We start from the raw sequence: 18,373 nt of genomic DNA, 5'->3' as shown, positions 1-18,373 counted from the left end.
CGCTGGATGCCACCTCGCTAACGGTCGGCCCCACCGGCGTGGCGACCACCCGCCTGCGCTCCACCGGCCTGGGCCAGGGCGAGTTGAAGGTGGTCGGTGGCCCCTATGTCGCCGCGCCGGTCAAGGTGCGCTACGCAACGCCCCTGCTGTTCCTGATGGCGACCCTCATCGGCGCCATGCTGGGCGCCACCCTTTTCGTCTATGCCCGCAACCGCGGCGGCAAGCTGCGCACGCGCCTGCTGTTCGACTGGCTGATCGGCATCATTGTCGGTGTCGGCATCACCGCCATGCTCTACGCCGGCATGAAACTCCCCGACTGGCTGCCCACGCCCCGCAACCTGGTCGGCACCCTGGTGCCGTTCGCGATGGCCTTCGTGGCCGCGGCAATGGGGGCGGCGCTGATTACCTTCCTGACCGGATTTCGCTCACGCACCTGATCCAACCAATCTTCCGGGCCGGTCGAACGGGGTCTGTGCCTTCCGGTCCCCCGCCTCATCGATGGAGATCCTGATCATGCGTCACGCCCTCGCCATTCGTTTTCCATGGTTGCTGGTGCTCTGCTTCGTCCTTCCAGGCTCGGTTGCGGTGGCGGCGCAGCCGTTCACCCTGGTCATCCAGCGCAACGTCTCCTGCAACCACGGCGAGGTCGGAGGTTCGCTGAGCATTGCCGGCACTGAAGTAGCCCGGACGCTCGAACTGCCCTGGCGAAACAACGAACAGAAGATCAGCCGTGTACCGGCCGGCAGCTACGCCGCCAGGATTCGGGCGGACGGCGACCTCGGCTGGCGTGTCGAACTCATCGGCGTTCCCGACCGCGAGAACATCCAGTTGCACGTGGGCAACTACCCGCGGCACACCGTGGGCTGCGTGCTGATCGGCACCGATATCACCTCGACCGACGGCACCTGCGCCCTGAAACAATCGAAACCGGCGATGGCACGGCTTGCGCAGGCCATGGCGAATGCCAGCGGCAATGGCGTGTCTTCGCAGCCGCTGGACATCCGGGTCGTCATCAAGGACTGACACGCGGCACGCGTGCCGCTTGCCTGAAACACGCCAAAGGGGAAATGCATATGAGCCGTGCTTCGTGGTGGATGATCACCCTGCTTGTCCTGGTCGGATGTCCTTTGCACGGCCTCGCGCAACCCGTGCCGATGCCGCAAGTCATCGGCAATGACCCCGTACAAGGTCCGATCTGCGCCGGCCCGCTCGGTCCGGGTCCCTGCGAGGCGGTGCGACGCTATCTGATGATCCAGATGGCCGCCGACCGGGTTCCCGTGCAGGTACTCCATCAAGACCCCGCGGCCGGCCCCATCTGCGCCGGTCCGCTGGGTCCGGGACGTTGCCGGGACGTACAGGTGTATATCGCGACCCAGCAGGTCGCCAATCAGACCATCCCACTGACCGTGATCAACAACGTCCCGGGCGTCGGCCCGATCTGCGCTGGCCCACTCGGCCCCGGCCCCTGCGAGGCCGTGCGCCTGTATCTGTTGCAGAACCAGACGGGGACCTTGCCCTTCCAGCAGTTCAATCCGCAACAGGCACAACTGGTCGCCAATACCGCCGTCGGCCCCACTTGCGCTGGACCGATGGGACCGATGCCCTGCAACCTGATGGCGCAGATGAGTCTCGACCGTGCGGGCATGGCACCGATCCCGGCGGGTTTCGCGGTGCCGTCCCACCTTCCGCGCCCCGAGCAACGCGCCGCCGAATGCGCCCGCCGAACCCGCCTGGACGTGATGGCGTTTGCGGCGTGCACCGGCCAGGAAGTCGTACTCCCCAAGAATCTTCAGGCGGTACTGGATTGCGCGGTTTCCAATTCCGGCACGCCGGGATTTGCCCGCTGCGCCGCACCCAACCTCGGCATGCGTTTGTCCGACGACCAGCGCAAACTCGCAGGCTGTGCGATGGAAGCAGAGGGCGATGCCGACGATTTCGCGCGTTGCGCTGGGGGGAAGTATCTCCAACGCTCACTGACGGATGAGGAAGAAGCCATCCTGGATTGCGCCTCCCAGGCCGCGGGGGATGATGGCGACTTCATCTCCTGCGCCGCCGGAAACTTCCTCGCCCACGGACAGAAACAGGTGATCGATTGCGCGCTGTCGGCTGGCTCGGCGGTGGATTTCGCCACCTGCGCGGCACCCAATGCGGGCATCAAGTTCTCCAATGATCAGCGCATCGTCGCCAAGTGCGCGCTGGAATCCGACGGCGATCGCGACACCTTCGCTGCGTGTGCGGGTCGCGCCCTGATCGGAAGCCGATTGGGACAACGGGAACAAGCGCTATTGAACTGCGCCGCCCAGGCCGGTGGCGATGCCGGTGATTTTGCCGGGTGCGCGGCGGCACCGCTGGTAGGCGGGAAATTGAGCCGTGAGCAGCAAGTAGCCCTGCGTTGCGCCGCCCAGTCCCAGGGCGATGTCACCCAGATGGGTGTATGCGCCGGCGCCAACATGTTCAATCTGCAACTCAACCCCGAACAGCAGATCGCCGTGCAATGCGTGGTATCCACGGGAGGCCAACCCTACGCCGCGGCCGGCTGCATCGCCTCGCGCCTGACCGCCCGTGAGCTGACCAAATGCCTGACCGACGGCATCGGGGGAAAGGGCTGCTTTGGTGACAACAACGACTTGGTCGGCCGCAACGGCTGGGTCATGCGCAATCTGCGACAGGTTGCCGGCGGACCGAATTCCATCATCAACAATCCGGACCAGATCTGGGGAGGCGACAACTCCTTTATCCGCAATCCCACCCAGATTTGGGGCGGCAACAATTCCTTCGTTCGAAATCCCTCCCAACTCTGGGGAGGCGCCAGTTCCGTTTTCAACAACCCCGGGCAACTCCTGCCCAGCCCTCGCCCCCTCCAGATCGGCTCCATCGGAGGCAAGCGGGTGTGCTTTCCGTGGTGTTAGTCCACCCAGGGAGGCCAGACCGACTCCATGGCTTGCCCAAGGGAGCACTACATCTTTCATCCGCGGGTCTCACATCGTCCCGCCAGTTGCCACATCACTCCCGGGTTCCCTCCCAAACAACCGGGCGGCTCCGCCGCCCGGTCACCGTATCGCGGCTAGCGTGGCTGCCAGGTGGTGTTCTTCACCACGAAGTCCAGCTCTTCCGTCCACTTTTCCAGGATGTAGGCCCAGTCGCCCACCGGCGGGGTGGGTTCGTAGCGATTGGACAGTTCGCTGCGTGAGCGGGCCAAGGTGGTGGTCAGGCGGACGCGTTCGCGCAGGCCGTACAGCAGGTGGTAGGCGTCCTGGGTCAGCAGGTAGCCGGTGCGCTTCTTTTCGCGCGGGGGATGGCGGTTCGAGTGAGAGTGATGGCGGTCGTCGCCCATGGCATTGCTCCCTTGCAGTACAGAGGCCCGCCTGCAGGCGCAGGCGGGATGTCGGGAGGCTCGAAACCGCACTAAGACGGCGGGCGTATTCCCCTTGTGGGGTGCTGTATTAGCCGCCCTCCCGACACAGGAAGCCTGCGACGGGAAATTATGCCCGAACGTGAGTTCGGGCATAAAAAACCCACCAGTGTTTCGGAGGTGGGTACCGCTTAGTGAGGAGTTTCGAGGCTCCGGGAGCAATGTTTAGGGGCTGGGGTGGGTGGTGTCAACGCACATTGAGCGGCTTCTCATGCTGCTTCTGCTATCGCCCCAAAGCTTCCGCGCAGGCGATGCCAAGAATTTTTCTACATGGAATTCAGGAAAACAAATCCGATTCAACTTTGCCCCGTAGGCAGACACTGTTCCAACTTCAAGCAGAAGGCATAAATCCAGCAAATTCCTTCGGTAGAAGGCCCAACAGTCCGTCCAGTTGAAGCGGATGGGTGTCATAGGTTCGTGAAAGTCTTTGAACGGCTAGCGCAAGTCGTGCGCCCCCCCCTTTACCTCCAGTATCACCAGGCTTGCGCTTTGCATGCGGCTTGACTCGGCCAGCCGCGCCCCGACGAAGCTTGCCACCAGACATGTAAAGCGCATTGGCGGCCTGAATGTAGCCACGGTGATAGGCGACTTTCTGCCGAGAGGTCAATTGCTCGGACATGTCTCCCCAAGTATCCATTGGAACCGCAAGCATGACTCGCGATGACACCCCGTGCCGCAAGTACATCTCGTACGCAGTTCTGGCAAGGTGCCGATAGGCGAGCGAGCCGGAATGCCCGCGTCGCGTGACCGTGTAGTGCCACGACTTGCTGTCCTTCCGCCCAAATTGATCAAAATACAAGACAGTCAACCAATCCCATAGCCCATCCCATTCCTGGCTTAATATCGCCTTCGCATCAATCTCCGAGAAAACCCCGACGACGTATTCGCCGAATTCATACCGGCCAGCAAATTTCTTGCCCGTATCGATCTCGACTCCAAGCGCAGCTTCCGTTTGGGCATCGCCCTCAAGAAGCTCTTTGGGGGGCACATCACCTATCTTGCGAGTGGCCAGCCAATCGCGGTATTCCTGCCTTCCCTTCTCCGTGAGTCTCCTGATGCTCATTCGTCATCCCCCTTGCTCCTCAAATCCTTGAGCCTGTTCGCGAACTCAAAACGATTGCAGAAAGCTGCGATTATTTGGTTGCACCATTCGCTCTGCTGGTCCTCAGTTTCTCCTGGCTCGTCCGTAATGCCATGTAACGCGAGCCAATGCTTGAACGGCCCCCATACCTCTTCCATAACTCCCGGGCGGGTTGAAACAAACTCGGCTACTCGCCGGATAGCCTCGGGAAGAATCATTCCAATGAAGAACGAATCAGCCTCCACCGCGCCCGAAGAAAGATAGATCTCTTTATTGAAGCGGATGACGGCACGCCCCTCTGCTTCCTGGATAGCAATCTCCCAAGGCCTCTGTCCAAGATCCGCAGGTTCAAGCCCGATAAAACTGGAGCTGTCACCCTGACCTTCGGGCCGCACTCGTTCGGCGACGGCGATCAGCTTCGGAGAGCCCGGCCGCACCAGCAAAACACGGAACTCCCAAGAACCATCGCTTCCGATCTCGGAAAGTTCCTGATAGCCCTTCTTCCACTCGGATACTGGCCCAAGCTCAACTCGCTCTTCGCTATTTCCCCTTCGAGCGATAACGACCACATTTAGCGGGGATGACAAGGAAAGTTCCGACAGATCGAGCTTCAATAGACTAAATGCAGGTCGTTTTCCGCCTTCATCTAGCGCTATCCCAACTCGTAGTCGATCCAGCTCAACAAGTCCTGTCGGATTACTCAGTGTCGACAGTCGCGGCATCGGACTTCTCCTCGTAACTCAAACGCATCCGGAGACGCAAGTTCCTGTCGAACCCGTTCAATTTCAGTTCGAAATCAGAGCTGATAACCGTAAAACTCAATCGATTAAGTGACCTCTCGTTCACAACGCAATTTACGGGCGCCACGGCAAATGCGCTGTCTGCCAGATCGAAGTCGAATGGATCGTATTCATTGAACGCATCCTTTTCCAATCCTTCGTAGGCAAACTCCACCGTCACATCCAAAGGAATGTTGTCGGCGGTCAAGGCCCCCGCCTTAGCCGGCTTGATTCGGCAGCCATCGTCCAGGGCCTCAAGAGCAAGCAGCTTGGGCTTGGGAGGCGGCAGATTGGTCGGCGGCGGCGGTATGTCTTTGCCTTTCCTATTGCCTTTGGTGGGCATAGGAGAATCGAATCCTGGTGCAGAGAAATACTTCGACAACAGCCTGAAATCCCGCTTCTGTTCTCCGCCCGTCAAAACATCGAGGAGCCTAGCCATTGCGTTGCGTACAAGAGCTACCGTATCTCGCCCAGATTTGAAGTACTCATTCACACGCGGACGACTCGCATTCCATCGCAAATGGGTCGGCTCCTCTGCGGCGAGTAGAAGTTTTGACAGAGCATCATTCCCGATGAGCGTGAGACCGCGCGCCTTTTGGCGCAACTTTCCTCCTCCAATGGGCTCCTCGCCAATCAGCAAATCGCGCCGAATGATTGCCTGTTCGGGTCGTTCGAGATCGAAGGGACATGCGAGATGGACGTCAAAACTACAGTAGACGGCGGCCTCCTTCTTAGGCTTGACCGAGACCGGCAACCGGATAGAGACAGTCTTTTCGTTCTCTATCTTCTCCCGAAGATCCTCAAGCACTTCGGGATCGAATATGACCTCGGCAATGTCCGCAACCTTGGCGATCGGCCTGGTTGTGACAACGTTACTACTGCTTGAGTTTGCCAAGGAATCCGAGAGGAACTTGCGGTAGCCTGCGGTCATGCAGGTATGAAGTTCCCGTGCGCGCTCGTCGGAAAGGAATTTTCCAGCAAGCTCCTCGACGTTATCCTTCCCGATAGTCTGATCGTCAAACTCTACAATCAAGTCTCCACGAAGAAGTGGGACGAAGAACTCGGCAATAACGATCTGCTTTGCAACTTGTTTATCAAACTCCTTTGGCGACGGAATTGCTAGTGATAATCCGGCCTGTTCTGGGTTGCGCTTTAGTTTCAAAGATGTGCGAAATGAATCAATGACGTCACGATCCTGCGCGGGCAAGACGATGCGATCCTCGTGCTCGCCTTTCGTGCGCCCCCAATAGGCATCGCGTTTCCACCGCTGACCTCCATGACTGTAGTCCCTAAGGAAGGAGCACGCTCCCATCAACGCTTCGTCACTCGTATCTGATCGCACGGTATAGGCGAAGATGGTTCGAATGGCACTAGTGCTGAAGTAGGTGATCTTGCCTTGCCCAGCGCCACCATTGCCTGCGGCGTTCTCCTTTCCACCCTCACCCTCGCGGAACCAGAACGCGTTCCAGTTTTGTCCCCTGCCATCTAATTCCGGGTCGTCCAAGACACCTGTCAGGCCGCAGGTACCAAAATCCTCGATGACCAGACACGATTTCACCGCCGCGGGCTTGTCGTCCACATGCGGCATCGATTCCTTTAGCCGGATCAGGTGCTCATCAGTGACCAGCGCCCCCATCCATTCGATGGCGTCGGCATCAAACTCTCGGTAGGCCAAGGATACCGTAACCGGATCGGCAGGCGAGATACGTGCATCCAGCGCGTTCTGCAGAACTTCGCGAAGAAGAATCGCATACCATCCCCTGTTCTCCTTGGCGAAGTTGTCCTCAGTCTGGCTGCGACCCGTTCGCCCAAGTCCTGGTCTGATGTACTCCCATTGAAACTGCTCTATCTCAGAGACTGAAGACGCTGGATCCATTTTTTTCCTCCCCCTTGAACTTGGCCTTCAATTCATCGAGCTCACGCTGGAGCGTGCGCGTTATTTTCGCCACATCCTCAGCAGTGTATTCATAGTTTTTTCGGTTCGACAGATTGCCTACCAGACGAATCTGGTTGATGGCTGCTGTCACTCGGCTGTTTGCCAAGCTGACGAACCGCTCACGCGGATCTCGCCGCGCCGAGGCCTGTGCCGGGCCCTTTGTTGTTTTTGGCATATATCCTGCTTATTACGGACATGTACAGACGAAAAACTGCTACATATACAAATTATAGGATACTGAAGACTAAATAGCTGCTTGTCAACCCAAATTTCTGCCTTGTTTACAGTCGGCATACCCCTACAGCAATACGTAGTCCCAAGCCGATCCCTGCGGCTGCTGTGCGGAAGCCATGGAGCATTCCATAAACTTGCGAATTGACAAATCCAGGGTTCGTGCGATCCTGGAGTCAAGACCTGTCTGGTCAAAAATTTCATTGTTTCCGCAGCTCCGAACATGCAGATTCCGGTCGTCGACATCTTTGCCGGCCCGGGCGGGTTGGGTGAAGGGTTTTCCGCCTTTCTCCCGAAGCCCTCATCCCGGCAATTCCCTTTTCGCATCGCCATTTCGGCAGAAATGGAAAAGAACGCGGCGAAGACTCTTCGCCTGCGCGCTTTTTTTCGTCAGTTCCCGCCCAGAGAAGTACCGAACAGCTACTACGAATATGTTGCTGGAAGGGCCAATCAACCTTGGACCGAAAAAACCAAAGCCCAATGGGATGCAGCGGGGAGTGAAGCGCGTCAACTGAAGCTGGGAGTGGCTGAGGATGATGCGATTCTCGATAAGCGAATCAAGGAAGTCGCAAAGGCCGACCAACCATGGGTGTTGATTGGCGGTCCGCCATGTCAGGCGTATTCCCTAGTTGGACGCGCCCGTAATCGCGGAATCGTTGGATATCGGCCGGAGGATGACGAGAGATATGTGCTCTATAAGCACTATCTGAAGCTCGTGAGCAAGTATCGGCCAGCTGCTTTCATCATGGAGAACGTGAAGGGACTTCTTTCGGCCAAGGTCAACGGAACCTATGTCTTTCCCGAAATCGTGGAAGGCTTGGAGCAGCCTGCCGGACGCAATGGCCCTCGCTATCGCCTTGTACCGCTGGTCATGCCCAAGAATGGCCTCGACGCAGCCCACCTGGATCCAAGCAGTTATGTCCTCCGTGCGGAAACACTCGGTGTTCCGCAGGCACGCCATCGCGTGATCCTGCTCGGAATCTTGAACGAATTGTTCTTGGGACAGGGAAAGTTCCTTGCGCCCAGTGATCATCGCGTATCCGTTTCCAGCGTAATTGGACAGTTGCCAAAGCGTCGCAGCGGTGTCACGGATCGCCATGTCGAATCGTGGCCCGATTTCGCCGGCGAAGTGCTAGAGCGCGCAGGACGTGCGACAAAGGATCCTGAAGTCTCTGACAAGCTCGAGCGACTCTCAAAGAGCGTAAGGAGGCGTGACCCGGGATTGGGAGGGCGATGGGCGCCGGAGCCGGTCGCGGAAGACAGCGTGCCGGAGCACCTTCGGTCCTGGCTGATTGATTCCCGCCTAGAAGGCATTCTGAACCATGAAGTTCGTGAACACATGGTGTCTGACCTAAGGCGATACGCTTTCGCATCTGCATTCGCAGACGTACATCTCCGCTCGCCACGTGGATCGGAAGAATTTCCCCGCGCCCTGTATCCCGAGCACAAGAACTGGGAAAGCGGGAAGTTTATCGACAGGTTCAAGGTACAGGTTCGCCACAACCCCAGCTCTACGGTGACCAGTCACCTTTCCAAGGATGGTCACTATTTCATCCATTACGACCCCAGCCAACTTCGCAGCCTGTCCGTCCGGGAAGCCGCTCGTCTGCAGACCTTCCCCGACAACTATTTCTTCGAAGGTCCACGTGGCGCGCAATTCAAGCAGGTCGGGAACGCCGTTCCGCCATGGATGGCGCAGCAAATCGCCGGCGTTGTGTATTCCTACCTGAAGCCATGATTTTACGCCGCCACTTCCAATGACTGTTCCGATGAGATGATGAAGTTGACCAAGCGTCGCATCGCTTCATCGGGGCTGGTCCGCAAGGCGCACTCCCAGACAGTTGCAATACGCCAACCTGCCTGGCGAAGCTTAAATTCCGCGGCAGCATCGCGCGCTTGATTCGTGGAAATCTTGACTGTCCAGAACTCGGTTCGGGTAGCAGGAATTGTTGCAAACCGACACCCGCGATGGCCATGCCAGAAGCAGCCATGAACGAAGATGACCATCTGGTGCCTTGGAAGAACCATGTCGGGCTTCCCTGGCAAGTCTTTTCGATGCAGACGATATCTGAAGCCCAGCGCATGAAGATGCCGGCGAACCTGCATCTCCGGCCGGGTATTCCGGCCTCTGATCGAAGCCATCATCCGGGACCGTATCTCTGGAGCGACTACATCAATCATTCTCGTCACCAAGTTCATGAGCGCGGCACTAGGTCTCTCCGGCACCAAATCTCTAGCGAATCGATAGTCTCAGTCATCGAGATAAAATTGGGTCAGACTGTACGACAGTATAGAGAATTGCGCTCATAGGGACCGCAAATGACTGAACCTAACTTCCGCTTTTACTCTGATCACAATTGGGACGCTGTCGACCATAAGGTGGCAGAAGCCGAATTCTTTCTGGCACGCCTATTCAAGTCCTCTGCATTCGAGTTCAATTGCTACCTCAGCGCCTATCTTTCCGCATCGCGAAGCGTGACTTTTGCCATTCAGCGATTTCTTCATATTCCAGGATTTTCAGATTGGTATGAGCAGCATCGCAGCAACCTAAAAGAGAACTCTTTGGCCAAGACATTCCTCGATTTACGGAACGATCATGTTCACGGAGGAATGTATCCCGTTTCCGGCATCCGATCAGATAGAGAAAGATCGGTAAAATTTTGGAAGGACACAGAATCCGGCTTGGAGATTGACGACTTGGCGTCGATGGCAAGGGAGCATTTCTTGTGCTTGCTAGAGATCGTCTACGACGCCTATGTAGACTTTGGGAAGTATATCGACCCACAGCAGTATTATACGCATGAGACCTTTTCCTCCGAGGGTCGCGGGATTGACGACGCCGAAGTGGAGGTGCACGGCTGGATATGTGAGCACCTGATCAATGAGGAATACAGTGAAGAAGATCGATGGCGCGAATTGCGCAGCAACCTTGACGAATGCCAGATCAACTATCTCTTTTATAGCTATCTTGGCAAACCGACTCCCCTCCCCAAACTTCCCGATTACTTGCAAGAGATAGAGCCGACTGCAGAAGATCGCGGCTGGACTCACATACCTGCCGGATTTGCATCAATGGAAGATTACTGGTCCACCTATCCCTCCAGAAAACCTGATCGGTTCTTGAATTTCCTGTTATCTGACAGCTTTGAAAGCTAGTGAAGTTTTCTACCGCCACGCCTTTCCCATCGCCGCACTACGTCCTTCAAATTTTTCCACGGGGCAGCGCCAAAGCTACGCTGGTGCCATTGCAGGCCGAGAGCGGTCGCTAGGTAACCCGCGATGCCGCATAGCAGCCCTACGGGCCATGGTTCGAGGCGTAACACAAGGGCAAGATCGCAAAACTTGACGAGTTACTTTTATGGCTCTTAAGGCGGGCTCAAACCTTCATGGTCTTGCCACCGGTAGATTTTGAGCGTGAAGCGCCCGCTCCTTGCCGAATGGCGACACTAGGGATTCCGCTGTCCAGTACTAAAAAGGCCCCGCAAACGCGGGGCCTTTTTTCAGCCTCGTTGTACCAACTTCAAGCAAACGGATCCTGCAACGTCATCGTATGGTCGCGGTCCGGGCCGGTGGAGACGATGGCCAGCGGGCAGCCGGACAGTTCTTCCAGGGCGCGCAGGTAGGCGCGGGCGGCCGGGGGCAGCTTGTCCCATTCGGTGATGCCGTGGGTGGTTTCGGACCAGCCGGGGAATTCCAGGTAGACCGGCTCGCATTCTTCCCAGCCCTGGGCGTCCAGCGGGGCGTACTCGGTTTCCTTGCCGCGGTAGCGGTAGGCGATGCACATCTTCAGCTTTTCCATGCCGTCCAGCACGTCCAGCTTGGTGATGCACAGGCCGGTGATGCCGTTGATGGCCACGGCGCGCTTGAGGGCGACGATGTCGATCCAGCCGCAGCGGCGGGGACGGCCGGTGGAGGCGCCGTATTCCTGGCCGCGGTCGCGGATGCCCTGCCCCACTTCGTCGTCCAGTTCGGTCGGGAACGGGCCGCCGCCGACGCGGGTGGCGTAGGCCTTGGCGATGCCCAGCACGTAGTCGATGGCGTCCGCGCCCACGCCGCTGCCGGCCAGCGCGCCGCCGACGGTGGTGTTGGAGCTGGTGACGTAGGGATAGGTGCCGTGGTCGATGTCCAGCAGGGCGCCCTGGGCGCCCTCGAACAGCACGCGCTTACCCTGCTTGCGCAGGTCGTGCAGGATGCCGGCCACGTCGGACTTCATGGGCTGGACGTATTCGCCGAAGGCCAGCGCTTCGTCATAGACCTGCTGGAAGTCCACCGCGTCCACGCCCAGATACTTGGTGAGGACGAAGTTGTGGTAGTCCAGCGCGGCGCGCAGCTTTTCGGCCAGCTGGTCGGGGTAATGCAGGTCGGCGATGCGGATGCCGCGGCGGGCCACTTTGTCTTCGTAGGCGGGGCCGATGCCGCGGCCGGTGGTGCCGATAGCCTTGCCGCCGGCGGCCTTCTCGCGGGCCTGATCCAGGGCGATGTGGTACGGCATGATCAGCGGGGCGGCCGGGGAAATCTTCAGGCGCGAGCGCACGTCCACGCCGCTGGTTTCCAGTTCCTCGATTTCCTTGCGGAGGGCGGCCGGGCTGATGACCACGCCGTTGCCGATCAGGCACAGGGCGTCGGGCCGCAGGATGCCAGAGGGAATCAGGTGGAGGACGGTTTTCTTGCCGTTGATGACCAGGGTGTGGCCGGCATTGTGGCCGCCCTGGAAGCGCACGACCGCACCGATTTCCTCGGTGAGCAGGTCGACGATTTTGCCTTTGCCTTCATCGCCCCATTGGGCGCCGAGAACGACGACTGACTGACCCATGACGGGTAACTCCTTCGCTTGTTGGCGACCATCGGGGCCGCCGGGATGGGCCGGACCGGGCGCGGCGTTACCGATGCGGGCCGTCTCCATCGGGGAGGGGTCCACTACGCTGTGCCCAGACACGGAAAAAGCCGGAGGGTTGGCTCTGGCGAGCGCCCGTCCGGCTTTTGTGCATTATCCGGGTTTTGGGTGAAGGGGGCTACCCCGATTGGCTGAATGGGGGGCAATCCGGCCAAGGGTCCCTGCCCCGTTTCTTGTGGGAGCGACGTCAGTCGCGATGGGCGACCTGGCTTCCGGAGCCGGTTGAGCGACCGGGCATCGCGAATCGCGACTGACGTCGCTCCCACATTCCTACACGCCCACGGGGACGGGGAGAGGGGCTGCGGGCACCTCAGTGGCGCAGCCACCACAGCAGGGTCAGACCGATGATCAGGACCAGGCCGCCGGCTTGGCGGATCTGGGCGTCGGGCAGGTTGAGCAGTTGCAGGGCCATCCGCTTCCACAGCCCCGGCGAGACCAGCAGGAACAGGCCTTCCAGGACGGCGACCAGGCAGAGGGCGGACCAGAGATCGGGCATTTTGAGGCCGGGAATCGGAAATGGAGAATCGGGAATCGTGGGCCGCTGACGAACGGGCCGTTTGCGGGCGACCGCCTTGTTCCCGTTTCAGGAGCTTGGCGGTTTCACCGCCCGGTCCGGGCCGGGAATGGGAAAACCGATTCTCGATTCCCCATTCCCGATTCCCGGAGCGACCGCGTCAGCGGTCGCTCTTGAGGTACTGCAAGAACGGATCGTCCTTGTCCAGGACGATGACGCTGTTGCCGTCGGCGAAGGACTTCTTGTACGACTCCAGGCTGCGCTGGAAGGCGAAGAACGCGGGGTCCTTGTTGGCGGCGGCGGCGTAGATGCGGGCGGCTTCGGCGTCGCCTTCACCGCGCAGGCGCTGGGCGTCACGTTCGGCTTCGGCCACCAGCACGGCCTGGTCGCGATCGGCCTGGGCGCTGATGGTGCGGGCCTGCTCTTCGCCTTCGGCGCGCAACTGGCTGGCGACCTGCTTGCGCTGGGCGCGCATGCGCTCGTAGACGTCGGTGATGACCTGGCTGTCGGTGGGCAGGTCGATCTGCTTCAGGCGCAGGTCGGTGATGCGCATGCCCAGGGTGGCGGCGCCCTCGTTGATGGCCTTGAGCTGGGCGGTGACGATCTGGTTGCGATCGCCGGAGACCAGCTGGGTCAGGGTGCGGGCGTTGATTTCGTTGCGCAGCGAGTCGGTGATGATCGGCGCCAGGCGATCATTGACCAGCTTTTCGTCGCCGCCGGTGGCGCGGTAGAACGCGCGCACGTCGGAGATGTGGCCCACGGCGAAGAAGTCGATGCTGACGTCCTTGCGCTCGGAGGTCAGGTAGCGCTCGGGCTGGGTTTCCAGCACCTGGAAGCGGCGGTCGAACACGCGCGCGGTTTCCACCAGCGGCCACTTGAAGTGCAGGCCGGGCGGGATGTCGGCGCGGGCCACGCGGCCCAGGTTGAGCACCAGGCCGGTCTGATCCTCGCGGACCACGTACACCGAGCCCATCAGGCCCAGCACGATGGCGACCAGCAGCGCCACGATTGCGGGAAGTCTCATCGTCCACTCTCCTCACGTCCGGCCGATCGCGCGGGACGCTCGGCACTGCGCAGCGGGGTTGTCGCGCTGCTTTCCACGGCGGGCATCACCACTTCCGGCGCCGGGGCGCTGGACGATGCCGCCGGGGCGGCGCCCGTCTGCGCGGGCATCGGCAGGTAGATCAGCTGGCGGCTGTCGCCACCGATGACCTTGCGATTGTTCTGTTGCAGCACCTGCTGGACGGTATCCAGCCACAGGCGCTTGCGGGTCACGTCCGGCGCGTTCTTGTACTGCTCCTGGAGCAGGCTGAAACGGTCGGCGTCACCCTGGGCGCGGGCGACGGTGGCGGCCTTGTAGCCTTCGGCCACGGTGCGGGTACGCGCCGCGGTACCGCGTGCCTCGGGCACGATGCGGGCGGCGTAGGCGCGCGCTTCGTTGACCAGGCGGTCCTTGATCTGCTGGGCCGAGTTGACCTCGTCGAAGGCCGGCTTCACTTCTTCCGGAGGACGCGCGTCGGGCAGGTTGAGTTCGGTCACGACCAGGCCGGTCCGGTAAGTGTCCAGCGAGGCCTGCAGGCGCTCCTTGGCCTGGCTGCCCAGCGGGCCGCGCTCGCCGAGCACGGTGTCCAGATCCGAGCGGCCCACCTGTTCGCGCACGGCGCTCTGCGCGGCCTGCTGCAACACGTCGTCGGCGTTGCGCGAGCCGTACAGGTACAGGCGCGGATCGGCGATGCGGTACTGCACGTTGACCGACACGGTGACGATGTTCTCGTCGCGGGTCAGCACCGGCATGGTGTTGCTGAAGTTCTTGATCTCGGTGGCGTTGACCTTGGTGACGCTTTCAATCGGCCACGGCCACTTGAAGTTGGGTCCCGGCTGCATGACGCGGGAGAACTGGCCGAAGCGCAGGACCACGCCGCGCTGCTGTTCGCCGATCAGCTGGAAGCTGGAGAACAGGACCAGCAGCAGCAGCGCCACGCCGATCCAGCGCAGCGGGCCGTTGCCGTCGAAGGAACCGCGCAGGCGATCCAGCAGATCGCCCAGGCCGCCGCCGCCACTGTTGCCGCCGCGGGGATTCCAGCCCCGTCGGTTGTCGTTGTTGCCGTTTCCGCCGCCGCTGCCAGAGCCGCCGCTTCCAGGGGTGTTCCAGGCCATGCCCACTCCGTCGTCAATGATGCGTGGGCCGAAACCGACGCGTTTCCGATTCTACAAGATAGGGCCGCCCGGCCGCCGGACAAGGGCTGAAGGGCATGGGGCGGGCGGTTTTTCGGCGGGGAGTGGCGGGAGGCGGGGTGTTTTTGCGGGGTGGGCGGGTTTCCGGTCGCGACTGGCGTCGCTCCCGCATGAGCCCCTCGCGTGCTCCCTATCTGTGTGGGAGCGACATAAGTCGCGACCGGAAAAATGGCCGCCTGCGGGTTGCCCCGCCGGCGGCCCAAGACCACGTCGCGACTGACGTCGCTCCCACAAGAGCCTCTTGCGCGCTCCCTACCTGTGTGGGAGCGACATAAGTCGCGACCGGAAAAATGGCCGCCTGCGGGTTGCCCTGCCGGCGACCCAAGACCACGTCGCGACTGACGTCGCTCCCACACACGAGCTCCCTGTGGGAGCGACGTGAGTCGCGACCGGGAAGTTGGAAGACCACTGGAGGTTTCGTCACGTCGGTGGGATTGCGGTCGCGACTCACGTCGCTCCCACAACGCACAGGGTGGGTGGTCAGAAGGTGTCTTCGACGGGTTCGGGGAGCAGGGTTTCCAGGGCGTGGCCGCCGGCTTCGGCGGCCAGCCGGCGCGCGTCGGCCAGGGCCATGTCCAGGTCCAGGTGCCAGCCGGTTTCGTCGTGGCGTTCGCCGCGCACCGCGCCGAGCGCGTGCAGGCGGGAACGCAGTCGCGCCGAACGCTCGCCCAGGTGCACGGTGCCGATGATCCGTTCCAGCCCGAGTTTCTGTGCCAGCGCTTCCTTCAGCACATCCAGCCCTGCGCCGTCGCGCGCGGAAATCCACACGCGCTCGTGGCCTTCGTTGGGCTGGTCGTGGCGCGGTTCGGCGCCTTCGATGCGATCGATCTTGTTGAACACCAGCAACTGCGGAATGTCGCCCGCGCCAATCGCCTGCAACACTTCATCGACCTGGGTGATGCGTTCCTCGCGCAGCGGATCCGCGGCGTCGATGACGTGCAGCAGCAGATCCGCCTCGCGCGCCTCGGACAGGGTGGAGCGGAACGCGGCGACCAGTTCGTGTGGCAGATCGCGGACGAAGCCGACGGTGTCGGCGAGCACCACGCCGCCGCCAGGCAGTTCGATGCGGCGCACGGTGGGATCCAGGGTGGCGAACAGCTGGTCGGCGGCGTAGGCCTCCGCGCCGGTCAGCGTATTGAACAGGGTGGATTTGCCGGCGTTGGTGTAGCCGACCAGGGCCACGCGCGGCAGTTCGCTGCGCACGCGGGCGCGGCGCATCTGGGTGCGCTGCACTTCGACTTTTTCCAGCCGCTTCTGCAACTGCTCCACCCGCTTCTGCAGCAGGCGGCGGTCGGTTTCCAGCTGGGTTTCACCCGGGCCGCGCAGGCCGATGGAACCACCGCGCTGGCGCTCCAAGTGGGTCCAGCCGCGCACCAGCCGGGTGGCCATGTGCTTGAGCTGGGCCAGTTCCACCTGCAGCTTGCCTTCGTGGCTGCGGGCGCGCTGGGCGAAGATGTCCAGGATCAGGCCGGTGCGATCCAGCACGCGGCGTTCCAGGAATTTCTCCAGGTTGCGCTCCTGGCCGGGCGAAAGCGGATAGTTGACCAGTACCAGATCCGCGCCGGTGGCTTCGGCCGCGGCCTTGACCTCTTCCAGCTTGCCGCTGCCGATCAGGGTGGACGGATTGGGCCGATCGATGCGGGCGGTGAGCAACGCCGCGATGCTGGCGCCGGCGGAGCGGGCCAGATCGGTGAATTCCTCGGCGGCGCCATCATCCGGCGGGCCGCCAGCGTGGGGCTGGATCAGGAGGGCGTGTTCGCCTTTGCGGGAACGTTCGAACATGGAAAGCGGTTTGGACTCGATTTCAGGGAGGATCCGGTCGCGCCAGGCGCCCGGATCCCATCACATGGGGGCGGTCGCCCCCGATTTCACCCTGGAATCTCCACCGGTTCCCCGGGTGTTTACTCGGTGTCTTCTTCTTCTTCGCCCGCCGCGCCGCCCTCATTGGACTGCACGTAGCCGCCACCCGGTCCCACGCGCACGTTGCGCGCCGGCACCACGGTGGAAATGGCGTGCTTGTAGACCATCTGGCTGACCGTGTTGCGCAGCAGGACCACGAACTGGTCGAACGATTCGATGGTGCCCTGCAGCTTGATGCCGTTGACCAGGTAGACCGAAACCGGCACCCGCTCGCGGCGCAGAGCGTTCAGGAAAGGATCCTGCAAGGATTGCCCCTTGGACATTGTGGCGAACTCCCGAAGTGTTGCTTATAGGAATAATTGTGGTGTTTCCGGGTCCGCGCGCTTGTATCCCCTGGCGGCCCGGCCCCCGATGTTACACAACCGGGGCGGTTTGACCAGCTACGGGGCGCCCAGAAATTGCTGCCGGGCCCGCTCCAAGGCGGCCTGGTCGCGCCCGGGGTCGAACCAGCGGGCATCCAGTTCGCCCCGCAGCCAGGTCAATTGGCGCTTGGCGAGCTGGCGGGTGGCGTAGATGGCGCGGTCGCGGAATTCGGTGGCGGAGACGGCGCCGTCCAGGTGTTCCCAGGCCTGGCGGTAGCCCACCGCGCGCACCGCCGGCAGGTCCAGTGGCGCGGCCACGGCCTGCATTTGCGGCAGCGCGCGCAGCCGACGGACCTCGTCCAGGAAGCCCTCGGCCAGCATGGCGTCGAAGCGCTGTTCGATGCGCGCATGCAGCACGGCACGCTCGGCCGGCGCCAGCACCAGTTTGAGCACGCGGAACGGCAGGCGCGGCGGCCCGGGTTCAAGCTGCCATTGGCTGATCGGCTTGCCGCTGAGCCGGTAGACCTCCAGCGCACGCTGGATGCGTTGGGGATCGGTGGCGTGGATGCGCGCGGCCGCCTCGGGATCGACCCGGGCCAGCTCGGCATGCAGGGCTGGCCAGCCACGTTCGGCGGCTTCGGCGGCCAGCGTGGCGCGGGTGTCCGGGTCGGCTTCCGGCATCGGCGCCAGCCCTTCCAGCAGCGCACGGAAATACAGCCCGGTCCCACCCGCCAGAATCGGCAGCCTGCCGCGTGTGGCGATGTCGGCCAGCGCAGCGCGCGCGTCCGCGGCGAATTCGGCCGCCGAATAGGTCTGCCACGGATCCCGCACGTCGATCAGGTGATGCCGCACCTGCGCCTGCATCACCGCATCCGGCTTGGCCGCGCCAATATCCAGCCCGCGATACACCAGCGCCGAATCGATGCTGATGATTTCGCCATTGCAGCGCTCGGCCCACTCCATCGCCAGCGCCGTCTTGCCCGAGGCGGTCGGGCCCATCAGGGCAATGGCGAGGGGGCGGGTGTCGGCGGGCATGGGGGTGGTTGGGGATTGGGGATTGGGGACTGAA

The 18,373-nt window shown here is 61.7% G+C and carries 18 protein-coding genes; 5 read left to right on the top strand and 13 right to left on the bottom strand.

The genetic code is table 11. From position 1 onward, the window contains the following. The 3 genes from FG323_RS19760 to FG323_RS17945 all read left to right on the top strand — a co-directional run. Nucleotides 1-437, top strand: a 437-nt coding sequence (locus FG323_RS19760) for a hypothetical protein (protein WP_181444285.1), incomplete at its 5' end; no start/stop codon positions are given. Nucleotides 438-498: 61 nt separating this feature from the next. Next, the gene (locus FG323_RS17950; RefSeq protein WP_141456092.1) at nt 499-1,023 is read left to right on the top strand and encodes a DUF5675 family protein; all 525 of its coding nucleotides are present in this window, start codon (nt 499-501) and stop codon (nt 1,021-1,023) included. Between the two features lie 50 nt (nt 1,024-1,073). Continuing rightward, complete coding sequence (locus FG323_RS17945; protein WP_141456091.1) at nt 1,074-2,909, top strand: hypothetical protein; 1,836 nt, start codon at nt 1,074-1,076, stop codon at nt 2,907-2,909. Between the two features lie 155 nt (nt 2,910-3,064). Here the strand turns inward: FG323_RS17945 and FG323_RS17940 are convergent, their stop codons facing one another. From FG323_RS17940 to FG323_RS17920, 5 genes are all read right to left on the bottom strand, one after another. Beyond that, nucleotides 3,065-3,334: a hypothetical protein gene (locus FG323_RS17940; RefSeq protein ID WP_141456090.1), complete on the bottom strand. Its 270-nt coding sequence runs from the start codon at nt 3,332-3,334 to the stop codon at nt 3,065-3,067. 409 nt (nt 3,335-3,743) lie between these two features. After that, a complete protein-coding gene (locus FG323_RS17935; protein ID WP_141456089.1) occupies nt 3,744-4,475 on the bottom strand; it encodes a hypothetical protein in 732 nt (243 codons plus the stop codon). Next, a complete protein-coding gene (locus FG323_RS17930) occupies nt 4,472-5,215 on the bottom strand; it encodes a hypothetical protein (protein WP_141456088.1) in 744 nt (247 codons plus the stop codon). Before FG323_RS17930 ends, FG323_RS17935 begins: the two co-directional genes overlap by 4 nt. Beyond that, the gene (locus FG323_RS17925) at nt 5,190-7,148 is read right to left on the bottom strand and encodes a hypothetical protein (protein ID WP_141456087.1); all 1,959 of its coding nucleotides are present in this window, start codon (nt 7,146-7,148) and stop codon (nt 5,190-5,192) included. Before FG323_RS17925 ends, FG323_RS17930 begins: the two co-directional genes overlap by 26 nt. Further along, entirely contained in the window at nt 7,123-7,383 is a 261-nt protein-coding gene (locus FG323_RS17920) for a hypothetical protein (RefSeq protein ID WP_141456086.1), read from the bottom strand. The genes FG323_RS17925 and FG323_RS17920 overlap by 26 nt, the downstream gene beginning before the upstream one ends. Nucleotides 7,384-7,662: 279 nt before the next feature. Between FG323_RS17920 and dcm the strand changes: the two genes are divergently transcribed. Further along, the gene (gene dcm, locus FG323_RS17915) at nt 7,663-9,177 is read left to right on the top strand and encodes a DNA (cytosine-5-)-methyltransferase (RefSeq protein WP_141456085.1); all 1,515 of its coding nucleotides are present in this window, start codon (nt 7,663-7,665) and stop codon (nt 9,175-9,177) included. Nucleotides 9,178-9,179: 2 nt separating this feature from the next. On the opposite strand, the gene FG323_RS17910 is transcribed toward dcm, so the two are convergent. Further along, nucleotides 9,180-9,620 (bottom strand): very short patch repair endonuclease, encoded by a 441-nt coding sequence (locus tag FG323_RS17910; RefSeq protein WP_181444284.1) that lies wholly within the window; start codon nt 9,618-9,620, stop codon nt 9,180-9,182. 138 nt (nt 9,621-9,758) lie between these two features. Here FG323_RS17910 and FG323_RS17905 point away from each other — a divergent pair, with 138 nt between their 5' ends. Then, nucleotides 9,759-10,595 carry a hypothetical protein gene (locus FG323_RS17905; RefSeq protein ID WP_141456084.1) on the top strand — a complete coding sequence of 279 codons (837 nt, stop codon included), beginning with the start codon at nt 9,759-9,761 and terminating at the stop codon, nt 10,593-10,595. Nucleotides 10,596-10,959: 364 nt separating this feature from the next. On the opposite strand, the gene FG323_RS17900 is transcribed toward FG323_RS17905, so the two are convergent. The 7 genes from FG323_RS17900 to miaA all read right to left on the bottom strand — a co-directional run bounded on the left by FG323_RS17900 (nt 10,960) and on the right by miaA (nt 18,339). Then, on the bottom strand, nt 10,960-12,252 hold the full coding sequence (locus tag FG323_RS17900; protein WP_141456083.1) for an adenylosuccinate synthase: 1,293 nt from the start codon (nt 12,250-12,252) through the stop codon (nt 10,960-10,962). A 391-nt stretch (nt 12,253-12,643) separates the two neighbouring features. Next, nucleotides 12,644-12,829 carry a DUF2065 family protein gene (locus tag FG323_RS17895; RefSeq protein ID WP_141456082.1) on the bottom strand — a complete coding sequence of 62 codons (186 nt, stop codon included), beginning with the start codon at nt 12,827-12,829 and terminating at the stop codon, nt 12,644-12,646. Between the two features lie 178 nt (nt 12,830-13,007). Beyond that, complete coding sequence (locus FG323_RS17890; RefSeq protein ID WP_141456081.1) at nt 13,008-13,871, bottom strand: protease modulator HflC; 864 nt, start codon at nt 13,869-13,871, stop codon at nt 13,008-13,010. Continuing rightward, complete coding sequence (gene hflK / locus FG323_RS17885) at nt 13,868-15,004, bottom strand: FtsH protease activity modulator HflK (RefSeq protein ID WP_141456080.1); 1,137 nt, start codon at nt 15,002-15,004, stop codon at nt 13,868-13,870. Before hflK ends, FG323_RS17890 begins: the two co-directional genes overlap by 4 nt. A gap of 558 nt (nt 15,005-15,562) precedes the next feature. Beyond that, entirely contained in the window at nt 15,563-16,864 is a 1,302-nt protein-coding gene (hflX, locus tag FG323_RS17880) for a ribosome rescue GTPase HflX (protein ID WP_141456079.1), read from the bottom strand. Nucleotides 16,865-16,983: 119 nt separating this feature from the next. Further along, nucleotides 16,984-17,265, bottom strand: coding sequence for an RNA chaperone Hfq (hfq, locus tag FG323_RS17875; RefSeq protein WP_141456078.1), 282 nt, complete (start codon nt 17,263-17,265; stop codon nt 16,984-16,986). 117 nt (nt 17,266-17,382) lie between these two features. Next, nucleotides 17,383-18,339 carry a tRNA (adenosine(37)-N6)-dimethylallyltransferase MiaA gene (gene miaA / locus FG323_RS17870; RefSeq protein WP_141456077.1) on the bottom strand — a complete coding sequence of 319 codons (957 nt, stop codon included), beginning with the start codon at nt 18,337-18,339 and terminating at the stop codon, nt 17,383-17,385. Nucleotides 18,340-18,373: the final 34 nt, after the last annotated feature.

Source organism: Pseudoxanthomonas sp. z9 (assembly GCF_006542425.1).
Lineage (GTDB): Bacteria > Pseudomonadota > Gammaproteobacteria > Xanthomonadales > Xanthomonadaceae > Pseudoxanthomonas_A.
Note: the sequence above shows the minus strand (reverse complement) of the source record. Positions and strands in the feature narration are given on the sequence as shown.